Genomic DNA, 18,657 nt, shown 5'->3' on the forward strand with positions numbered 1-18,657 from the left:
TCTAGCAGTGCCGATGGGCATCTGCTCATCTATGCAAGCCAGAGATATCCTTTGCATGATATCGGGGTAAGTTCACATGTTGCATCGCACCGATGCAACATGTGACATGCGGTGCGTTGTCTCAGATCTGGACCACGCGAAGATTGTTCGTGGTGCCGGACTGGCCGAAGGGAATGCCGGCGACGACGACGACATGGTCCCCCGGTTCGGCGAATTCCGCTGCCGCCGCCTGCTGACGGGTATGCTCGACCATTTCCTCGTAGGTATTGATGACGCGGGAGTGGAGACTGCTCACACCCCAGAGAAGCGCCATCTGGCGGGCCACTTGTTCATTGGGCGTGAAGCCTAGGACGGTGATGCCGGGGCGCTGGCGGACCAGGCGCGCCGCCGATGTCCCGCTCGACGTGTAGACGACGATCAACCTAGCGCTGATAGCCTCGGCCAAGGCGGCGGCGGAGGCCGCGACGGCATGAGGGACGGTGGTGTCGAGGTCCGGATGGAGCGCGTGGATGAGCGAGCGATAGGAGCCGTCGGTTTCGGTACGTTCGATGATGCGTGACATCATCGTCACGGCCTCGACCGGATAGGCGCCCGAGGCACTCTCGGCCGAGAGCATGACGGCGTCGGCGCCGTCATAGATGGCGGTCGCCACATCCGACGCCTCGGCGCGTGTCGGTGTTGGCGCATTGACCATCGAATCCAGCATCTGCGTCGCCACGATTACGGGCTTGCCGATCATACGGCACAGGCGCACGAGCTCCTTTTGGCGCCCGGGCACGTCTTCGTGTGGGATCTCAACGCCGAGATCGCCCCGCGCTACCATGATGGCATCGGAAAGGCGCACGATGTCCTCGATCTGCTTTAGAGCTTGCGGCTTTTCGATTTTGGCCAGGAGCGCGGCCTTATCGCCAATCAGGCCACGCGCCTCGATTAGATCGCCTGGCTTCTGTACAAAGGACAGAGCCACGTAGTCGACGCCGAGTTCGAGGCCAAAGGCGAGATCGGCCCGGTCCTTGGGCGTCAGCGGGGAGAGATCAAGCGGTGTGTCGGGCAGGTTGACGCCCTTGCGATTGCTGATCACGCCACCGACGATCACTTCCGCATGGATCTTGTCCGTCTCCAACTCCTTAACCTTGAGCTTTACCCGGCCATCGTCGATCAGGAGGGAGGCGCCCGGCAGGATGGCCTTGAAGATTTCCGGGTGGGGTAGCGGTATGGCGGCCTTGCCGCCTTCCTCCTTGCCAAGGACGAACGTGACGGTTTCGCCGGCGGCAACCTCGATCTTGCCGTCCTTGATGACGCCGACCCGGATCTTTGGCCCTTGAAGGTCTTGCAGGATGCAGATCGGCCGGCGAACCTCGGCTTCGAGGTCGCGAATGGCCTTGTGAACGGCACGATGATCGTCGTGGGTGCCGTGGCTGAAATTCAGCCGGAACACGTCCGCACCGGCATCGAACAGCTGACGCAGTCTCTCGGGCGACGAACTCGCTGGCCCGATGGTAGCTACGATCTTCGCGTGACGATGTCTGTGCATGAAGAGAGCCTTGCTTGGATGGGCGAACGCCCCGTCCGAGTGACGGATAATGGGCGTAAGAGCTCCGTTCCTAGACCCTGTCGTAATATCCGTCAGCAGGTGGGAGCCAACATCTGCATATCCTGCTTGCCCTTTTTCGCCGGCGACGGGATGGAGGATGGCGCGCCGGCTATTCCAAGGCCATGCCGCCGTCCATTATCGTCTGGCTGATATCTTGCTAGAAATATGGCTGGCGTTGCCGGGAGGACCCGTCCATGCAGCGAAGCGGTGAGATGGCTATGCGTGCAACGGAGTGGTTTGCGTGAGCAGACGCGTCCAGCGCCGGCCCGGCGCCGATTTGGGCAAGGCGGTTTTTGTCGGCAGGGGGACCTGCTGGGCCAACCCGTTCCATATCGGCCAGACCCATCTTCTGGCGGTCCATCCAAGCGAACTCGACCGTAAGCCGGTTGCTTACGGGATCGAATACAGCGTGGAGGGCCGAAAAGGCTTGCCGCTCGTCCACCTTTGGGAAGCCCCGCTGACGCTTCCCAGCGTCCTTGGTCTGTACAAGGCCCATATTCTCGAGCGCTTCGGGCAAAGTCATGTCAGCCGCGAACTCGGCGGCCGCCAGCTAGCCTGCTGGTGCGCCCTGGACCAGCCTTGCCATGCGGACGTTCTGCTGTCGCTCGCGAACGCAAGGAGTAACCCCTCGGCGTTCGCGAGCGACTGAGAGGCATTACGGCTTCGTCGGCGACGCGTTGATGAAGTCGTGTAGATCGCGGCCCTGCTGCGGCGTGACACGCGTCTGATCCGGCGACGTGCAGGCACTAAGGGCCAGCAGTGTCAGACCGATCAGAATACCACCACGCATAGGGCCACCTCTCCGCATAGGGACGAAGCCTGCCGCCCGTTACTTCAAATGCTGGGCCAGGAACTTGTTCATTTCGAACATGGTGCACTTGTCTTTGCCAAACACCTTCTTCAGCTTGTCGTCGGCCAGGATCTCGCGCTTGTCCGCGGGATTTTGCAGGTCGTGCTTCTTAATGTATTCCCACACCTTGCTCACCACCTCGCCGCGGGCCAAGGGGGCCTTGCCCACAATCTCGGCCAACTCGGGCGACGGCTGCAGGGGCTGCTGCAAAGCGTTGGGTTTCGCTCCGGCGGGTTTCTTGACCGCCGCCGTCTTGGCAGGCGGCGCTTTCTTCTCCGTCGTCTTGGTTGCCATGCTCAATCCTCCGTGGTTCCCGCCGTTCAACATAGACGCGCCGGCGCGGCTCGTCCCCATGAACCGCCTTCAAATCGCCACGTTCCAGCAGATATTTGCAATCCGCCAACGCTATTTCATCACTTAAGTGGCGAAAGATCATCGCTCCAGACCATCATGGCCGGTTGCGGGTGCGTCCGTACGACCCTGGCGGCGTCGCTAATTGCCCTTGGTGGGCCGGGCGGCAGGGCCGCGATTTCGACGCGAAGATGCGCGATGCGCTCGCCAAGCCCAGGATGCGTGCCAAAGAAGTTCGTATCGTTGTCTTTGCCGCCGGTCTCGATCGAAAGCAGCTCCAGGGCGCGAAGGGCGGCTGACTGATCGTAGCCGGCAGCGTTCATGATTTCCAGGCCGAGCTTGTCCGCCTCTAGCTCCTCCCGTTGGGAGAAAACGAGCGTAGCCGCATCGCGGCCCTTTGCGGCCAATCCATCAGTAGCCCGTCCTAGTTCCTGGGAACTCGTATGGTCCATCGAGACGCCGCCCATGGCGGAGGCGGTCATCAGCCCGGCACCGAGGAGGAAGCCGGCAACAGCGCCGATGCGCTCGCGCAAGGACAAAAGATTGCCGTGGCCGGCAATGCGATGGCCGATCTCGCGCGCCATGACGAAAGCCAGCTCATCTTCGTATTGCAGCACATGTACCAAGTGGCCGGTAAGCATTAGTTCACCGTTGCGTGACATGGAGGGGGTCAGTGCCCGGCTGTTCGAAAGCTTGAGCCGTACGCGACAATCGCCGTTAAGGGCATCGCAGACGGGCTTTGCCGCGACGTTCAAGCGTTGCAGGATGGCATAGGCCTCGGCCGGCCGGACGCGTTCCCGCGAGGTCAAGGCGATTGGAGTGAGCGACGAGCGATCGATGTTCGCGAGCCGATCGGTGTCGGCCCGCACTGCGTCGCCATCGACATCGCTGAGCGTCACGCCGCTCGTGCAGCCTGTGAGCAGGAGAGCAACGGCGGCGCCAAGCCTCGTCCCGCGTCCCATGACACTCTCCCGACTGATGCTGGCGGAAATTCCAGAATATCAACCAAAGGTAGATAATAATAATTATTTATCAACCTTTCGAAAGCGTCGAGTGAAGCTGCCATTGGGGCATTCGCGATAAGTCGTGGAAGGTGCGAAGCCGACCATGCAACCACTTGTCGCTTTCGCTGCTTTCTTATCCAGCAAAAAAAGCATGTGGGGGCGCCATGGACGCGATAAGGACGCAGATTCCAGCTAGGCTGGACCGTCTGCCCTGGACACGTTTTCATCTCTTCGTGATCCTAGCGCTCGGCATCACCTGGATCCTGGATGGCCTGGAAGTGACCATCGTCGGTGCAATGGGTGGCGTGCTGCAGCATGGCGATACGCTGGCCTTAAGTGCCGCGCAGATCGGCGATATCGGCGCCCTCTACATCGCTGGCGCCGTGATCGGGGCCCTCTTCTTTGGCTATCTGACCGACCGGCAGGGGCGTCGCCTGATCTTTTTCCTCACCCTGGCTGTCTATCTGGCAGGTGTCGTCGTCAGCAGCGTTGCCCAGGGCTTCTGGTCGCTGGCCGTCGGCCGGCTGCTGATCGGACTTGGCATTGGCGGCGAGTATGCTGCGGTCAACTCCGCGATCGATGAACTCATACCGGCACGGTTGCGTGGACGTATCGCCCTCCTCGTCAATGGAAGTTTCTGGATTGGCGCGGCGGTCGGTGCCAGCCTGACGACGATCCTCCTGGACCCTGCCATCGTACCCGTCGACCTGGGCTGGCGGATCGGCTTTGGCCTGGGGGCGCTCATTGCCGTCGTCGTGCTCTTCCTGCGTGGATTCGTGCCCGAGAGCCCGCGCTGGCAGGCGACGCACGGCTACGTGGAGGCAGCCGAATCGACGATGCGACGCATCGAGGCAACGGTATCAGCCGAGGCACAGGCCCATCTTCCGCCGCCGGGCTCGGCCATTACCATTCATCCGCAAAGGACATTCGGGTTTGCCCGGATCTTGAAAGCGATGCTCTCGACGCATCGCCGTCAGGCCGTCCTATGCCTGACCCTCATGGGCACGCAGGCCTTCCTCTATAATGCCCTCTTCTTCACCTACGCCTTGATCTTGATCCATTTCTTCGGCGTCGATGCCTCCAGAGCGGGACTCTATCTTCTGCCGTTCGCGCTCGGCAATTTCCTGGGGCCGGTTCTTCTTGGTCCGCTCTTCGACACGATCGGCCGGCGGCTCATGATCACCTCTACCTACGCGCTCTCGGGTATACTTCTGGCGTTGACCGCCTGGATGTTCGTAAACGGCCTGCTTACGGCCACGACGCAGACTGTCTGTTGGTCGATCATATTCTTCTTTGCTTCGGCCGCAGCGTCGAGCGCCTACCTGACGGTGAGCGAGATCTTCCCTTTAGAAGTGCGCGCCCTGGCGATCTCGCTCTTCTATGCCATCGGAACGGCGGTGGGCGGTGTGCTCGGTCCGCTGATCTTCGGCCGGCTCGTCGATACCGGGTCCATCTGGGCTCTGTTCGGTGGCTTTATCGCTGCAGCGGTTCTTATGCTGGTCGCTGCCCTGGTCGAGCTCATGATAGGCGTGGACGCAGAGGGCAAGTCGCTGGAGGACATAGCCACGCCCCTTTCCGCCAGCGCCAGTTCCTAAGTTACATCATGCCGATGGCTGATTTGTAGAGTTCCAAAAGTTCGTCCTGCTCGACGCGGTCATGCGGCTTCATACGCCGCAGCGAGAGGAGCTTGCGGATCACCTTGACGTCGAAACCCTCGCCCTTGGCCTCGGCCATGACCTCCTTGATCTGCTCGGCGACCTCGCGCTTCTCCTCTTCCAGTCGTTCGACTTTTTCGATCAGGTTGCGCAGTTGATCGCCGGCGATACCTTGAGTGTCCGCCATCTCAATCCCTCAATTCACTGGTTTGCAAGGCCGAGCGCGGTTCTAGGGCGTGGGCTGGGTGGAGGCCAGCCCTTGACAGACCGCTGGCTTCAGATCGCCGGCGCTTCGCCCACGGGTCAGCTCAGCTGACGCCTAAAAGATCCTTAGCGCTCGATGCGCAGAACTTCCATGGGCGGCCTCGATGGATCGAAGCTTACCTCGTCGCCAACCACGGCGCCGAGCAGCGCCTCGCCTAACGGGGCAGTCCAGTTCAAAAGCCCGGCTGTCGGATCTGCCTCGTCCTCGCCCACCAGCCGATAGGTGCGCTGCTGGCCGTTGGCGTCCCGCAACGTGACGCTCGTCCCGAAGCTCACTTCGTCGATCGGACCCTCAGACGGAGTAACGAGTTGGGCGGTTGATCGCCTCTGTTGCCAGTAGCGAAGATCGCGAATCAACACAGCCTGACGCTCTTTGGCCGTAGCGTCGCCGGGAGCATCGGGATCATGCGCGTCCAGAGCTGCCCGCAAGCTGGCGATCTTCTCATCCATCATTTTGATGCCGTTCGCTGTCACGAGGTTCGGCCGACCGCTCACGGCTCTGTCGGGAATCTCGATCTGTCCCTGTGTGGCATCCTCATTGACGAAGGCGCGGCTCATCGTTTCTCCCCAGGTCGATGCTTTATTTCACGTCCCCGCCATCTCCGGCTCCAGCGGATAGGCGCCGGCCTGCCGGGCGCGCTGCACGAGAAGCGGCAAGATAATGTCGAGTGTGGGTGTCGGCTGATCAAGCTGGCGCGCAAAATCTTTGAGGATCAGAAGCTGGCTATCGATCTCCATCGGTCGGCCAAGCTCAAGGTCCTGCAGCATCGAGGGCTTATGGTCCGTCTTTTCAGCCGAACTTTGCTGTTCGGGATCGATGTCCAACTCGAAGCCGTGCGCTCTCGCGATTGCCAGTGTCTCCGTGATCAGTCCTTGCGCAAGGCAACGGATCTCGGGATTCGCAAATGCCGCCTTCGCCGTTTGCCCGGTCAGGCAACAGATGGGCGAACTCGCGACATTGAGCGTTAGCTTCGTCCACATGGCGCGCCGGATATCTGGGTCCATGCGCACATCCAGCTCGGCTCCCGCAAGCGCGCTCGCCACCTTGAGAGCGCGCGCCTTTGCTCCTTGGCGCGCCTCGCCCAGGATGAAACGATCGCCCTGGGCTCGCGCATTTTGCACATGACCGGGTGCCACGACCGTATTGGGCGAATAGATCACCATGCCCAAAGCCTTGTCCGCACCGATTAGGTTCTCGAGGGTCTGGTCCGGGTCGAGACGACGTGTATCCGGGCCCAAGCCGCCGGGTCGAAAGCCATGCGCGTAGAACCAAAAAATGCCGTTCACCGCGAAGACCAACGCCGTTTCCGGATGGATGAGCGGAGCGATGCTACGGGCGATGCCAGGCAGCGCCGGTGTCTTGGCCGAGAGGATGACGACATCTTGAGGACCTAGAGCGGCTGGATCGTCGCTGGCGGTCGGATGAACGACGAAATCCTCGGCCGGAGTCTGCAGGCGTAGACCTTGCGAGCGGATCGCCTGCAGGTGGGCGCCTCGGGCGATGAGCGAGACGTTCTTGCCAGCGCGTGCCAGCCTTGCGGCGAGATAGCCGCCCACGGCACCGGCTCCGAAGATGCAGATCTGCATGCGATTCTTCCGATCACTTTGGCGGCCCGCGCAAATCGGGCGGCATTGACGAAGACTGACGCCGCCGCCGCACGGGCGGTGACCGACCAGTACTTTTAAGGCAGATTGACGATGGGCGTTAGCGCAGCGTCATGGTGCCCAGGCGAATTGAGTATCGGCCGGCCCGCGACAGATTTTCTTCGATTTTCAAGCTGAAGCCCGGGCCAGGACCACCTGCCATGTCGCGCCAGAGCGCAATTCGTTCGCCGCCGGCAAATTCGAATGTCTGGCTTCGTTGATAACGATGACCTGGCGTGCTGCTGGCTAGGCAGCTATCGACGGCTTTGCTCGTCTGGTCAAAGGCGCCCTGCAGGGCGCTGCCGTCGTCACCCTGTGCATCGTCACCCCAACAGACGTACTCGGCGCGAAAGCGGGCCGAGCCCTCAACGGAGCATGAGCGAAAGCCTTTCGGAATGACCCTTCCAGTCCACGCGCTCATGCCGATCGGTTTGGCCCGGAGGCTGGCGAAGCCGGCCGATTCGGCACGGGCTATCTGGAGGACGCCATCGCAAAAGCCGGTGACGGCTCCTCCTGATGCGATCACCGCTTCGGTATCGTTAGTGTCCTTGTCGCCGGCGCAGGCCACGGCCAGAAGCAAGGTGGAAAGGGAGACGAGGTTGCGCCAGAGCACACGCCGCATGACAAGGACCGCCTCGCTGATGCAAAAGGAAGAAGTGAGGTCCTGCTCTATGGCAGGCGAAGCGTTGCTGTATCAAGGGTTGGGCAGACAGGGATCGAATGCGCCTTCTTGGATTTTCAATGGAGTGGCCCTGGTTCGAGGTGTCACGCGGAACGAGGCTGATTGAAGGCGGATTGGCGTGACAGAGGTGGAGGCAGTGGTGGGCCATGCCCCGCAGCGGGTGAGCATGCGCCGACCTTCGGTAGAGCTTTATCTGCTGATCGCCGTCCTCGTGGGCATCCTGGGTGGCGCTGCCGGCGTCATTCTGCATGTGGCCGTGGAGTATTTCTCACACTGGCCGGATTGGCTGTCTGCCAGGCTGGGCGCGGGGGCAGGCACCGTCCTCCTTGTCGTCATCCCACCGACCCTCATTCTGGCGGCGCGCACCCTGGCGATCCACCTGGCGCCGGAGGCGGCCGGCAGCGGTATTCCCGAGGTCGAGGCGGCGATCGAGGGACGATCGACGATCCGCTGGCGGCGCGTCTTCCCGGTGAAATTATTGGGCGGCATCATGGCTCTGAGCTCGGGCCTGGTCGGGGGACGCGAGGGACCGACCGTGCACCTCGGTGCTTCGGTCGCAGCCGGGCTGGCCGAGCGATTCCGGCTGACCGACAATGACTATAAGGGCCTGCTGGCGGCAGGTGCCGCAGCCGGCCTTGCTGCCGCCTTCAACGCGCCGCTCGCCGCCATTCTCTTCGTCATCGAGGAGACGCGACGGCAGTTCCCCTATGCCCAGCGTACCTACTTGGCCGTCATCGTGGCTTCCTGCCTGGCAGCCTTGCTGACCGAGGGTATCGCCGGCACGGTGCCGCAGCTATTGACACTCGCAGATCCGGTGCCGCTCGCGAGTCTGATCCTCTTCCTGCCGCTGGGCGCCGTCCTCGGCTGTCTCGGCGTGATCTTTAATACCAGCTTGCTGGGCACGCTGGATCTGGTAGCCCGCCTCGGCCGCCGCGGCGGCATCGCCTTCGTAATCGTCGTTGGCGCCATTATCGGCATTCTGATGGGCCATTTCCATGAGGCCACCGGTGGCGGCGAGCATCTTGTCCAGGAACTGCTTGGCGCGCCTCACGGGCTGACCTTCCTTCTAGCCGTAGCGGTGTTCCGTTTCCTTCTGACGCTCGCCTCCTACGCCTGCGGCGCGCCCGCCGGCATCTTCGCGCCTCTCCTGGCGCTGGCCGCCGCGGCGGGCCTGGTCTTCGGCAAGATTGTGCTGCTCGTCCTGCCAGAGAGCTATGTCTCGATCCCGATCCTGCCGGCGATCGCGGTGGCAGCGATGGGCGGGACCTTTGCGGCCGCGGTACGCGCGCCCCTGGTCGGGGCCATTCTTACGCTGGAACTGACAGGGGCCTGGGATCTTCTGGTGCCTGTCCTGTTGACCTGCGCCATCGCGCACCATGTCGCTGGGCGGCTGGGAGGCCGGCCGATCTACGAGGCCCTTCTCGACCGGAAGCTCAAACTCGCGGGCCAGCTACCCATTTCTCACCCTGGGTCTGGAGCAGGGCTAGGTGCCCGTTCGCTGAGGTCACGCCGCCGGGGGACCAAACCGCCGCCGGAATGAGCCGGCGCATTGCCTTTTTGCCGATCCGCGATCAATAGACTGGCGCCATGAGCGACACCCAGGACCTTCCCACGCCGCAGCCAGGCTCCCCCCGGCCGCAAGATTCCTATCTCCAAGGACTAAATCCCGAGCAACACGCGGCGGTCGTGGCCGAGGATGGGCCCCTTCTGGTCCTGGCCGGCGCGGGTACGGGCAAGACGCGGGTCCTAACAACGCGCCTTGCCCATCTCCTCATCACCGGCAGGGTGAGGCCGGGCGAGATCCTGGCCGTCACATTCACGAACAAGGCCGCGCGAGAGATGGTGCACCGCGTGGAGGGCCTGGTCGGCCATGGTGTGCAGGGCATGTGGCTCGGCACGTTCCACGCAATGGGCGTGCGGATGTTGCGGGCTCATGCCGAACTCGTCCACCTGAAATCCAACTTCACGATCCTTGACACCGACGATCAGCAGCGCCTGGCCAAGCAGGTTCTCCAGGCCGCCAATATCGACGATAAGAAATGGCCGCCGCGTGCTCTGGTCGGCCTCATCCAGCGATGGAAGGACAAAGGCTGGCGACCCGACCAGGTACCAGCCTCGGAGGTCGGTGATTTCGCGTTGGGCAAAGGACTGGAGCTTTATGAAGCCTATCAGGGCCGCCTGGCGACGCTGAATGCCTGCGACTTCGGCGATCTTCTCCTGCACTGCCTGACGATCCTGACGCAGCACCCGGACGTGCTGGAGCGTTATCAGCGGCGTTTCAAGGCGATCTTGGTCGACGAGTATCAAGACACCAACGTCGCCCAGTATCTCTGGCTGCGTCTTCTGGCGCAGACGTGGCGCAACATCACCTGCGTCGGCGACGACGACCAGTCGATCTATTCCTGGCGTGGTGCCGAAGTTGGCAATATCCTACGGTTCGAACAGGATTTTCCCGGCGCCGAGGTCATCAGGTTGGAGCGAAACTACCGTTCCACCGGCCACATACTCGGGGCTGCCTCGGGCCTGATCGCGCGCAACCGTCAGCGGCATGGCAAGACGCTTTGGACCGACGACGAAGAGGGTCAGCAGGTCAAGGTCGCGGGGCTCTGGGACGAGGAGGAAGAAGCGCGCTGGATTGGCGACGAGATCGAATCGTGGCAGCGGCAAAAGCACAAGCTGGCCGACGTCGCGGTCCTGGTCCGTGCCTCCTTCCAGACCCGCGCGCTCGAGGAGCGCTTCATCCAGATGGGCCTGCCTTATCGCGTCATTGGTGGCCCGCGATTCTATGAGCGCGCCGAAATCCGCGATGCGATCGCCTATCTTCGCTTGGTCGCCAGCCCGGACGATGATTTGGCCTTCGAGCGAATCGTCAACGTGCCCAAGCGCGGCATCGGCGATGCCGCCATGAAGACCGTCCACAACATGGCCCGTGCTGGTCACGTGTCGCTGTATCTAGCCGGTCATGCCCTGTCCGGCACGGATGATCTGGCGGCACGGACGCGGACCTCGCTCGTCAATTTTCTTCATATGGTCGATCGCTGGCGCGGCGACATGCGGGAGAAAAGCCCGCGCGAATTGGCGGAGACCGTGCTGGACGAGAGCGGCTACACCGAGATGTGGCGTCAGGAGCGCTCACCCGATGCCGCTGGCCGGCTCGAGAATCTCAAGGAACTCGTGAAGGCGCTGGAGGAGTTCGACACGTTGGCGGCCTTTCTCGAGCATGTGAGTCTGGTCATGGAAAACGCCGCTGATCCGACGGCCGACATGGTCAGCATCATGACGCTGCACGGCGCCAAGGGTCTTGAATTCCAAAATGTCTTCCTGGCTGGTTGGGAAGAGGGTCTTTTTCCCAACCAACGGGCCCTTGACGAGGGGGGAGCCAAGGCTCTGGAGGAGGAACGTCGGCTTGCCTATGTGGGAATCACGCGGGCGAGGCGGCGGCTGACCATCTCCTTCGCCGCTAATCGACGGGTCTATGGTCAATGGTCGTCCTCGGTTCCGTCCCGTTTCCTGGACGAATTGCCGAGCAAACATGTGGATCATCTCGAGCGCGCGCCCGATGCGCGGCCGGATCTCGACCCGTTTTTCGATGATGCGCCCTTCGCGCCCATTCCCAATCGCTTTCGTTCGCGTCGGGCCGAGCAGGCCAAGCTGATCGAAGGTCGAGCGGAGATTCTGCAGGTGCGCTCGAGCACGCCGTCCCGCAAGTTCGACATCGGCCAGCGCATTTTCCACGACAAGTTCGGCTATGGCCGCATCGAGGCGATCGAGGGCAACAAGCTCGAGATTGCCTTCGAGAAGGCGGGTCGGAAGAAGGTTGTCGACAGCTTCGTCGAGGCGACATAATGCGTTCGATAAGTCTCTGGAAGACCAATTTCCTTGCTCCGGCATCGGCCATGCCGGCGCTGCTCGATGATCTCGATGAGCTGGCGCTCAGCGTCGCGGTCTTCGAGGACGAGGCCAACGAGCTGGAGGAGACTGTCCGCTGGCGTATCGACCTCACCTTCGATCACGAGCCGGCCTTGGATAAGCTGGAAGCCGGGCTGCAGGAGATCGTCGGTAGGCACGGTTTCACGTTACGTCTGGCGGCGCTCGAGCCCATCCCCGAAGCCGACTGGTTGGCGGTAACCGCTGCGGCTGTAAAACCGCTTCGGCTTGGCCGATTCTTCGTGCATGGCGCAGCCGCGCGCAGCGAAGTGCCAGCGGATGCGATCGGGATCGAGGTGGAAGCGGGCCTGGCATTCGGGTCGGGCGAGCACCAGACGACGCAAGCCTGCCTCGATGCGATGGAGGGGCTGACCGGTCGGCGCTTCGCCCGCGTTCTCGACCTTGGGACGGGCTCGGGTATTCTGGCGATCGCTGCGGCCCATCTCTGGCCCGAAGCCGTCGTGACCGCCGTCGACAATGACCCGGTTGCCGCGCGTGTGACGGCCGAGAATGCGCTCTTGAACGGCGTGGGGGGCAGGATCACCGCCGGCGTAAGCGAGGGCTGGCGCTCCGATCTCGTCCGGCTGGCTGCACCCTATGATCTGGTCCTGGCGAACATTCTGGCCGATCCCCTAATCGTGATGGCAACGGATCTGGCACCAAATCTGGCCTCGGGAGGCGTGGTCGTGCTCTCAGGCTTTATCGGTCGCGACCTTCCGCGTGTCCTGGGGGCGCATGAGGCTCAGGGCCTGCGCGAGCTGGAAAGGGTCGAGCGCGATGCGTGGCGCGCCCTCGTTCTGACGACGGCCTGAGCGGCGACGCCTGAGGCGAAGGCGCATCGCCGTCATTCATTGCTGGGAGTGTGCACTCGAACCTCGGAGGAGGTATACTATGTCGCAGCAATAAGTAACTCATTCACTCAGCGAGGTGTCATGGCTTCCAAGCTTGATCAACTGCGCGACATGACCGTCGTCGTTGCCGATACCGGCGACATCGATGCGATTCGCAAGCTAAAGCCCGTCGATTGCACGACCAACCCCACACTGCTTCTGAAGGCAGCAGGCATGGAGGGCTTGGCCCATATCGTCCGCGAGGCGGTAACTTGGGGCGGGACGCAGAACGGCAGCCGTGAGGCTGTCATCTCCGCCGTGGCCGACCGTCTGGCGGTTTCCGTCGGCGCCGAGCTGACCAAGCTGGTGCCAGGCCGCGTCTCCACCGAGGTCGATGCCAATCTCTCTTTCGACACCGCGGCGACGATAGAGAAGGCGCGCGAGATCATCCGCGCCTATAAGGACCGAGGCATTGAGCGGGATCGTATCCTGATCAAGATCGCCTCGACGTGGGAAGGCATCCAGGCCGCCAAGGTCCTCCAGGCCGAGGGCATCGACTGCAACCTCACGCTTCTCTTCTCGCTTGCCCAGGCCATGGCCTGCGCGGAAGCGGGTGTCTTCTTGATCTCGCCTTTCGTCGGTCGCATCCTGGATTGGCATAAGAAGGCTGAGGGCAAGGATTTCGGTCCGGAGGAAGACCCGGGCGTCATCTCGGTTCGCAGCATCTACGCGGCCTATAAGTCCAAGGGCATCAAGACGATCGTCATGGGGGCCTCTTTCCGATCTGCGGCCGAAGTCGAGGCGCTGGCTGGCTGTGATCGCCTGACGATTTCGCCAGCCCTCCTTGAAGAGCTGGACAAGGATCAAGGCAAGCTCGAGCGCAAGATGTCGCCCGATGCCTATGGCACGGTACCTGTCATTCCGGCGACCGACGAGCGTTCGTTCCGCTGGGCGCTGAACGAGGACGCGATGGCGACTGAGAAGCTGGCCGAGGGCATCCGCGCCTTCGCCGCCGACCTTCGCAAGCTGCACGATCTGATCGGCAAGCAGATCGAGCAGACAGCAAAGGCAGCCTGAGGCCGTGGTTTCAATGACCGGCTGGCTCGAGAGCCGGCCGGTCCGTAGCATCCAGTTTGCCGACGAGCCTGGCGAAGACGGAAAGGAGCGCATGACGCTCCGCTCTTCGGGATCCGTTGCCGGGAATATCTTGAGGTCGATATGGCGGGGCAGCCCGTCAGTCGCGATGTTCGGCGTGTGTCGACCGACACCGGACGGTTATCATCGCGCACAAGCTTCCGCCAATCGCCGCTCGAGCTCATGTGGAGCGTCCACACGCTTCCTGCTTATCCCTTTGACGGCGTTATGATAAACACCAATCGTGAGGCAGCGGCTAGGTAGCCGCATCCTGCCTTCACCTCCTCTTGTCCAAGCTTTGGCTGGCCTCCCTTGTCGTTCTCGGTCATAGATCGGGACAAAGATTAAGGGGAGGCAATCAATAATGATCCGTTCGTTCGGAAGGACGACCCGTCGGCAGTTTCTTGTGACGGGCGTGGCCGCGGGGGCGGGGGTCGGGATGCCGTTCGTCAGGCGGGCCTTGGCAGCGACGAACTGGCGGAAGTTCGATGGCACCTCGATCGAGGTGTCGATGATCAAAAGTCCGCGCGGCGATATCATCCAGAAGAATCTGAAGGCGTTCGAGGATCTGACCGGGATTGAGGTCGGGCTCGAGCAGGTGCCCGAGCAGCAGCAGCGGCAAAAATCGGTTGTTGAGTTCTCGAGCGGGCGGCCGAGCTTCGATGTCTGCCATCTCTCCTACCATGTGCAAAAGCGGCTCTTCGAGAAGGGCAGGTGGTTGGCCGACCTCAAGCCATTCCTTGACGATCCGGAATTGCGTGATCCCAATCTCGATCCGGAGGATTTCTCCGCTGCGGGCAAGGCCTACGCCACGAATGAGCAGGGCGAGTTGCGCAGTCTGCCGATCAGCGTCGACTACTGGATCATCTACTGGAACAAGGATCTGTTCCAGAAAGCCGGGCTCGAATTCCCTCAGACGTTTGATGCACTCATCGCGGCGGCGGAGAAGCTGACCGATCCCGCGACGGGGACCTATGGTTTCGTCGCGCGCGGCATGAAGAACGCGAATCTGCCGGTCTGGGCCAGCTTTCTTCTGGGCTATGGCGTCGAACCGGTCGGGCCGGGCCTTCAACTCAACACGACAAGCGAAGGTGCTCTGGCTGCGACACGCATGTACCAGCATCTCCTGACCAAGACCGCTCCCCCTGGAACCATCGGGTTCAACTGGAACGAGTGCCAGGCCGCCTTCTTGCAGGGCAAGGCGGCGATGTGGCTGGACGGCGTGGGCTTCGCGCCGCCTCTCGAGGATCCGACCAAGAGCCGCGTCGTTGGCAAGGTGGGCTACGCCGTCATGCCCAAAGGCCCTCAGGCACATGCCTCCGCGACTTTCGGCGACGGCCTTGGCATTGCCGATGCGAGCCAGAACAAGGAAGCTGCCTTCCTCTTCTTGCAATGGGCGCTCTCTAAACCGTTGCAAGCGCAGTTGCTGCAGACTGGCTCGGGCGTCCCCTTCCGCAAGTCGGTTCTGGCGGACCAGACGGTTCGCCAGGGGGTGAAGATGCCTGCGGCCTGGGTCGATTCGGTCATCGGTTCGGCCGAGGTCAGCAAATTCGGCCTGCCGGTTGTCGTTCCGGTCACTGAGTTTCGCGACATATTCGGGATAGCACTGACGAACACGCTATCGGGCGCCGATCCGAAGGACGAGCTACAGAAGGCGACCGACCAGTTCCGACCGATTCTTGAGAAAAGCGAAGCCTAGGATGGCCGCGCTAGGAATGGTCGGCCGTCCGGCTGGCGGGTCGCGTCGCCGCCGGCTGAACTGGCATTCGGGCGGCTACATGCCGTTCATCTGGCCAGCTTTGCTGATAACGTTGGCTGTCATCGTCTTCCCCTGGGTATTCACGGGTTGGATGAGCCTGCAGAACTGGCAGGTAGGCGCGGAGCGGAGTTTCATCGGCCTTGCGAACTATGCGAGGCTCTTTTCCGATGAGCGCTTCTTCGAGGCGACCGGGCGGACGCTCCTCTACACGTTTCTGTCGGTCCTGCTGCCTCTGATCTTCGGAACGATCGCCGCCCTGGTCTTCCACGAGGAATTTCCACTCCGAGGGTTCCTGCGTGGCATCGTCGTCATGCCGATGATGGCAACGCCCGTGGCGATCGCCCTCGTCTGGACGATGATGTTCCATCCGCAACTCGGGATCTTGAATTACCTTCTCTCGCTGCTCGGGATCCCGCCACAGCTTTGGGTGTTCGATCCCGGCACGGTCATCCCTTCGCTTGTTTTGGTCGAGACATGGCAATGGACGCCGCTCGTCATGCTGGTGGTCCTGGGCGGTCTGGCCTCGCTGCCGAGCGAGCCCTATGAGAGCGCCTTGATCGACGGTGCCACTTGGTTTCAGCGCCTGCGCTTCATCACCTTGCCCATGATAGTGCCTTTTCTCGTCGTCGCCGCCTTCCTTCGCGGCGTGGATGCCCTCAAGAGCTTCGACATCATCTTCGCCATCACGCAAGGCGGCCCGGGCACGGCTTCTGAGACGATCAACATCTATCTCTATCTCCAGGCCTTCTCCTTCAACGACATGGGGTACGGCTCCGCCATTGCCGTCATCTTCATGGTCCTTGTCGTTGCGCTGACACTCATTCTTCTCTGGCTGCGTGGGTGCACGGGTTGGCGGGAGGCACAAGGATGAGCCGCACACCGCTGCAGAAACTGGTGCTGTTCCTTGTCGTCCTGGTGGTGATCTCGCCGGCCTTCCTGTTCTTTCTCTGGATGGCCTCGCTCTCGCTCAAGCCCGAGATCGACAATACGGCCTATCCGCCGGTCCTGATCCCCTCCAGCCTCGACTGGTCAAACTACTCGGCCATGTTGAATGAGCATGATTTCGGCCGCTATTTCACTAACAGCCTGATCGTGACGGGTTCGGCGGTGGCGCTGGCCCTCTTGGTGGGCGTGCCGGCTGCCTACGGCATTGCCCGGGCAAAGGCGCACAAGCTGGCCCTCGTCGTCATGATCGCCCGGATGACGCCAGCCTTGAGTTTCCTCATTCCTCTTTTTCTGCTCTTCCAATATCTGGGGCTCATGCGCTCGCTCTGGCCGCAGATCATCACGCATCTGGTGGTGACCGTCCCGGTCGTCATCTGGATCATGACGAGCTTCTTCGAGACCCTGCCGATCGAGCTCGAGGAGGCCTCGCGGATCGATGGCGCCAATCGTTGGCAGGTCTTTCGTCTGATTGCCCTGCCGCTGGCCCGTCCCGGCATCATGGTGGCGCTGATCCTGGCTTTTATCTTCTCCTGGAACAATTTCGTGTTTGGTATCGTTCTGGCGGGGCGCACGACCAGGACCCTGCCCGTGGCGGTCTATAATTCCCTGACCTATGAGCAGATCAGCTGGGGACCGCTCTCTGCCGCGGCGATCCTCGTCACCTTGCCCGTCCTGCTTTTGACGATCATCGCGCAAAAGCAGATCGTCCAGGGCATGACGTCCGGAGCGGTCAAATAGGGCCGGGATCGTCCTCGGCGTGTCGGCGCAGGCGCTGGCGTTCTTGCATGTCGCCATGAAGATCGTCAGCTTCCACCTTCAAGCTGGTTGTGCCGTCGGGGCGTTGGGTCCGCTTGATCCTCAAGCTGCCTGCATCGCTGGCGATGCTAAGGCTCTCACGCGGCAAAATACGCCGTTGCACCTCCTGCTGGCGCAGGCCGATCGTGCTGGTCTCGAGAAAGACGGCATCAGTGACCGCCGGGATCGCTCCCGCGTCGCAGAGAATCTGGACCTGTAGGGCGAGGCGGCCCTTCTTACCGAACGCGGGAATCTGGAGGACGTCTAGGACGTCGCTTCTGGCGCGCAGGCGCTCGAGCCCGAGCGCCAGGTCCTCAGGGCTTTGATCGTCGACCTCAAAGGTGATGACTCCGACCGTGCCGCTCGCCAAATTCGGCTCCGGCTGGTCGTCGAGCGCCAACACCGCCAAGCAGTTGCTGATTCCCGGCAGTCGCCGACTGCCGAAGCCATAGCCCCGGCATGCGAGACGGCCCGTCGGGCGGGGCCGGCCGGGTTCGCAAAGATGGCGCAGGATCGCGGCCCCGGTCGGTGTTACGCGCTCGCCGTCGATACCGTCATCGGCGAAGCGAAAGCCGGTCAGCAGGCGACTGGTGGCCGGGGCCGGCACGGGCAGGAGGCCATGCGCCGTCTTGATCCGGCCGCTGCCGAGCGGCAGCGTGCCGACGGACCAGGACGCTCCGTCCATCTCGTCGATCAGACAGGCCGCGGCGACGATGTCGGCGATCGAATCGAGACCGCCCACCTCATGGAAAACTACGGCATCGACGGCCACGCCGTGGATCGCGGCCTCAGCCTCGGCCAGCAGACCGAAGATCGAGAGGGCATGAGCGAGGATGCCGGCTGGCAAGGATGCTTCATGCAGCAGGCGCCGGATCTCCCGCCAGGGTCGATGCCCGTGGCCGTGGTCGTGGCCGCGCTCTTCCGGCGGCAGCGTGACCAGCCAGCGCGAGCCGCTAAGGATGCCGTCGTGATGAGCCGCGTGGTCGGCTTTAAAGCCCAGCCTAGCCGCGATCGGGGCCAAGGTCGCCGCCAGGGCCTGCCGCGTGCCCGGAAAGGCATCCAGAAGGGCGGCTGTGAACATGTCGCCGGCAATGCCGCCCAGCGGGTCCAGATGAAGATGCATGTGTCGACCCAAAGCAGAGCGGTGGGTGATCTACGTATGACCTGCTGATAGCGCAGCGCGAAGGGTCCGTTAACCTTTGGCTAAAGGATCGGGATTAAAA

At 62.4% G+C, this 18,657-nt stretch carries 18 protein-coding genes; 9 read left to right on the forward strand and 9 right to left on the reverse strand.

Annotation, left to right across the window (positions count from 1 at the left end):
• Window positions 1-121 precede the first annotated feature (121 nt).
• Window positions 122-1,534: a pyruvate kinase gene (gene pyk / locus CFB17_RS11300; RefSeq protein ID WP_088561655.1), complete on the reverse strand. Its 1,413-nt coding sequence runs from the start codon at window positions 1,532-1,534 to the stop codon at window positions 122-124.
• A 301-nt stretch (window positions 1,535-1,835) separates the two neighbouring features.
• Between pyk and CFB17_RS11305 the strand changes: the two genes are divergently transcribed.
• Entirely contained in the window at window positions 1,836-2,243 is a 408-nt protein-coding gene (locus tag CFB17_RS11305; protein ID WP_106408568.1) for a DUF4326 domain-containing protein, read from the forward strand.
• A 6-nt stretch (window positions 2,244-2,249) separates the two neighbouring features.
• Here CFB17_RS11305 and CFB17_RS19830 read toward each other — a convergent pair whose 3' ends face one another.
• From CFB17_RS19830 to CFB17_RS11315, 3 genes are all read right to left on the reverse strand, one after another.
• On the reverse strand, window positions 2,250-2,384 hold the full coding sequence (locus CFB17_RS19830) for a hypothetical protein (RefSeq protein ID WP_279311743.1): 135 nt from the start codon (window positions 2,382-2,384) through the stop codon (window positions 2,250-2,252).
• Window positions 2,385-2,423: 39 nt separating this feature from the next.
• Entirely contained in the window at window positions 2,424-2,738 is a 315-nt protein-coding gene (locus CFB17_RS11310; RefSeq protein WP_088561656.1) for an SWIB/MDM2 domain-containing protein, read from the reverse strand.
• A 119-nt stretch (window positions 2,739-2,857) separates the two neighbouring features.
• Window positions 2,858-3,757: a M48 family metalloprotease gene (locus tag CFB17_RS11315; protein ID WP_088561657.1), complete on the reverse strand. Its 900-nt coding sequence runs from the start codon at window positions 3,755-3,757 to the stop codon at window positions 2,858-2,860.
• Between the two features lie 206 nt (window positions 3,758-3,963).
• On the opposite strand from CFB17_RS11315, the gene CFB17_RS11320 reads away from it, so the two are divergent.
• Window positions 3,964-5,394, forward strand: a complete 1,431-nt coding sequence (locus CFB17_RS11320) for an MFS transporter (protein WP_088561658.1) — start codon at window positions 3,964-3,966, stop codon at window positions 5,392-5,394.
• 1 nt (window position 5,395) lies between these two features.
• On the opposite strand, the gene CFB17_RS11325 is transcribed toward CFB17_RS11320, so the two are convergent.
• From CFB17_RS11325 to CFB17_RS11340, 4 genes are all read right to left on the reverse strand, one after another.
• Window positions 5,396-5,641 (reverse strand): DUF2312 domain-containing protein, encoded by a 246-nt coding sequence (locus CFB17_RS11325; RefSeq protein WP_088561659.1) that lies wholly within the window; start codon window positions 5,639-5,641, stop codon window positions 5,396-5,398.
• Window positions 5,642-5,784: 143 nt separating this feature from the next.
• Entirely contained in the window at window positions 5,785-6,276 is a 492-nt protein-coding gene (locus CFB17_RS11330; RefSeq protein WP_088561660.1) for a GreA/GreB family elongation factor, read from the reverse strand.
• Between the two features lie 27 nt (window positions 6,277-6,303).
• Window positions 6,304-7,305, reverse strand: a complete 1,002-nt coding sequence (locus CFB17_RS11335) for a ketopantoate reductase family protein (RefSeq protein ID WP_088561661.1) — start codon at window positions 7,303-7,305, stop codon at window positions 6,304-6,306.
• 118 nt (window positions 7,306-7,423) lie between these two features.
• On the reverse strand, window positions 7,424-7,984 hold the full coding sequence (locus tag CFB17_RS11340; RefSeq protein ID WP_088561662.1) for a hypothetical protein: 561 nt from the start codon (window positions 7,982-7,984) through the stop codon (window positions 7,424-7,426).
• 178 nt (window positions 7,985-8,162) lie between these two features.
• Between CFB17_RS11340 and clcA the strand changes: the two genes are divergently transcribed.
• The 7 genes from clcA (at window position 8,163) to CFB17_RS11375 (ending at window position 17,377) form a co-directional block, all read left to right on the forward strand.
• Window positions 8,163-9,584: a H(+)/Cl(-) exchange transporter ClcA gene (gene clcA, locus CFB17_RS11345; protein WP_207762030.1), complete on the forward strand. Its 1,422-nt coding sequence runs from the start codon at window positions 8,163-8,165 to the stop codon at window positions 9,582-9,584.
• A 47-nt stretch (window positions 9,585-9,631) separates the two neighbouring features.
• Complete coding sequence (locus tag CFB17_RS11350) at window positions 9,632-11,890, forward strand: ATP-dependent helicase (protein WP_088561663.1); 2,259 nt, start codon at window positions 9,632-9,634, stop codon at window positions 11,888-11,890.
• Window positions 11,890-12,783, forward strand: coding sequence for a 50S ribosomal protein L11 methyltransferase (locus CFB17_RS11355; protein ID WP_088561664.1), 894 nt, complete (start codon window positions 11,890-11,892; stop codon window positions 12,781-12,783). Before CFB17_RS11350 ends, CFB17_RS11355 begins: the two co-directional genes overlap by 1 nt.
• Before the next feature lie 120 nt (window positions 12,784-12,903).
• Window positions 12,904-13,878 (forward strand): transaldolase, encoded by a 975-nt coding sequence (gene tal / locus CFB17_RS11360; RefSeq protein WP_088561665.1) that lies wholly within the window; start codon window positions 12,904-12,906, stop codon window positions 13,876-13,878.
• A 421-nt stretch (window positions 13,879-14,299) separates the two neighbouring features.
• The gene (locus tag CFB17_RS11365; protein ID WP_088561666.1) at window positions 14,300-15,634 is read left to right on the forward strand and encodes an ABC transporter substrate-binding protein; all 1,335 of its coding nucleotides are present in this window, start codon (window positions 14,300-14,302) and stop codon (window positions 15,632-15,634) included.
• Between the two features lie 16 nt (window positions 15,635-15,650).
• Window positions 15,651-16,565, forward strand: a complete 915-nt coding sequence (locus tag CFB17_RS11370) for a carbohydrate ABC transporter permease (protein ID WP_322112138.1) — start codon at window positions 15,651-15,653, stop codon at window positions 16,563-16,565.
• Entirely contained in the window at window positions 16,562-17,377 is an 816-nt protein-coding gene (locus CFB17_RS11375; RefSeq protein WP_088561668.1) for a carbohydrate ABC transporter permease, read from the forward strand. The genes CFB17_RS11370 and CFB17_RS11375 overlap by 4 nt, the downstream gene beginning before the upstream one ends.
• On the opposite strand, the gene larC is transcribed toward CFB17_RS11375, so the two are convergent.
• Window positions 17,370-18,557: a nickel pincer cofactor biosynthesis protein LarC gene (gene larC / locus CFB17_RS11380; RefSeq protein ID WP_088561669.1), complete on the reverse strand. Its 1,188-nt coding sequence runs from the start codon at window positions 18,555-18,557 to the stop codon at window positions 17,370-17,372. The two genes, CFB17_RS11375 and larC, sit on opposite strands and share 8 nt — an antisense overlap.
• Window positions 18,558-18,657 lie beyond the last annotated feature (100 nt).

This window comes from Arboricoccus pini (genome assembly GCF_900187945.1).
Lineage (GTDB): Bacteria > Pseudomonadota > Alphaproteobacteria > Geminicoccales > Geminicoccaceae > Arboricoccus > Arboricoccus pini.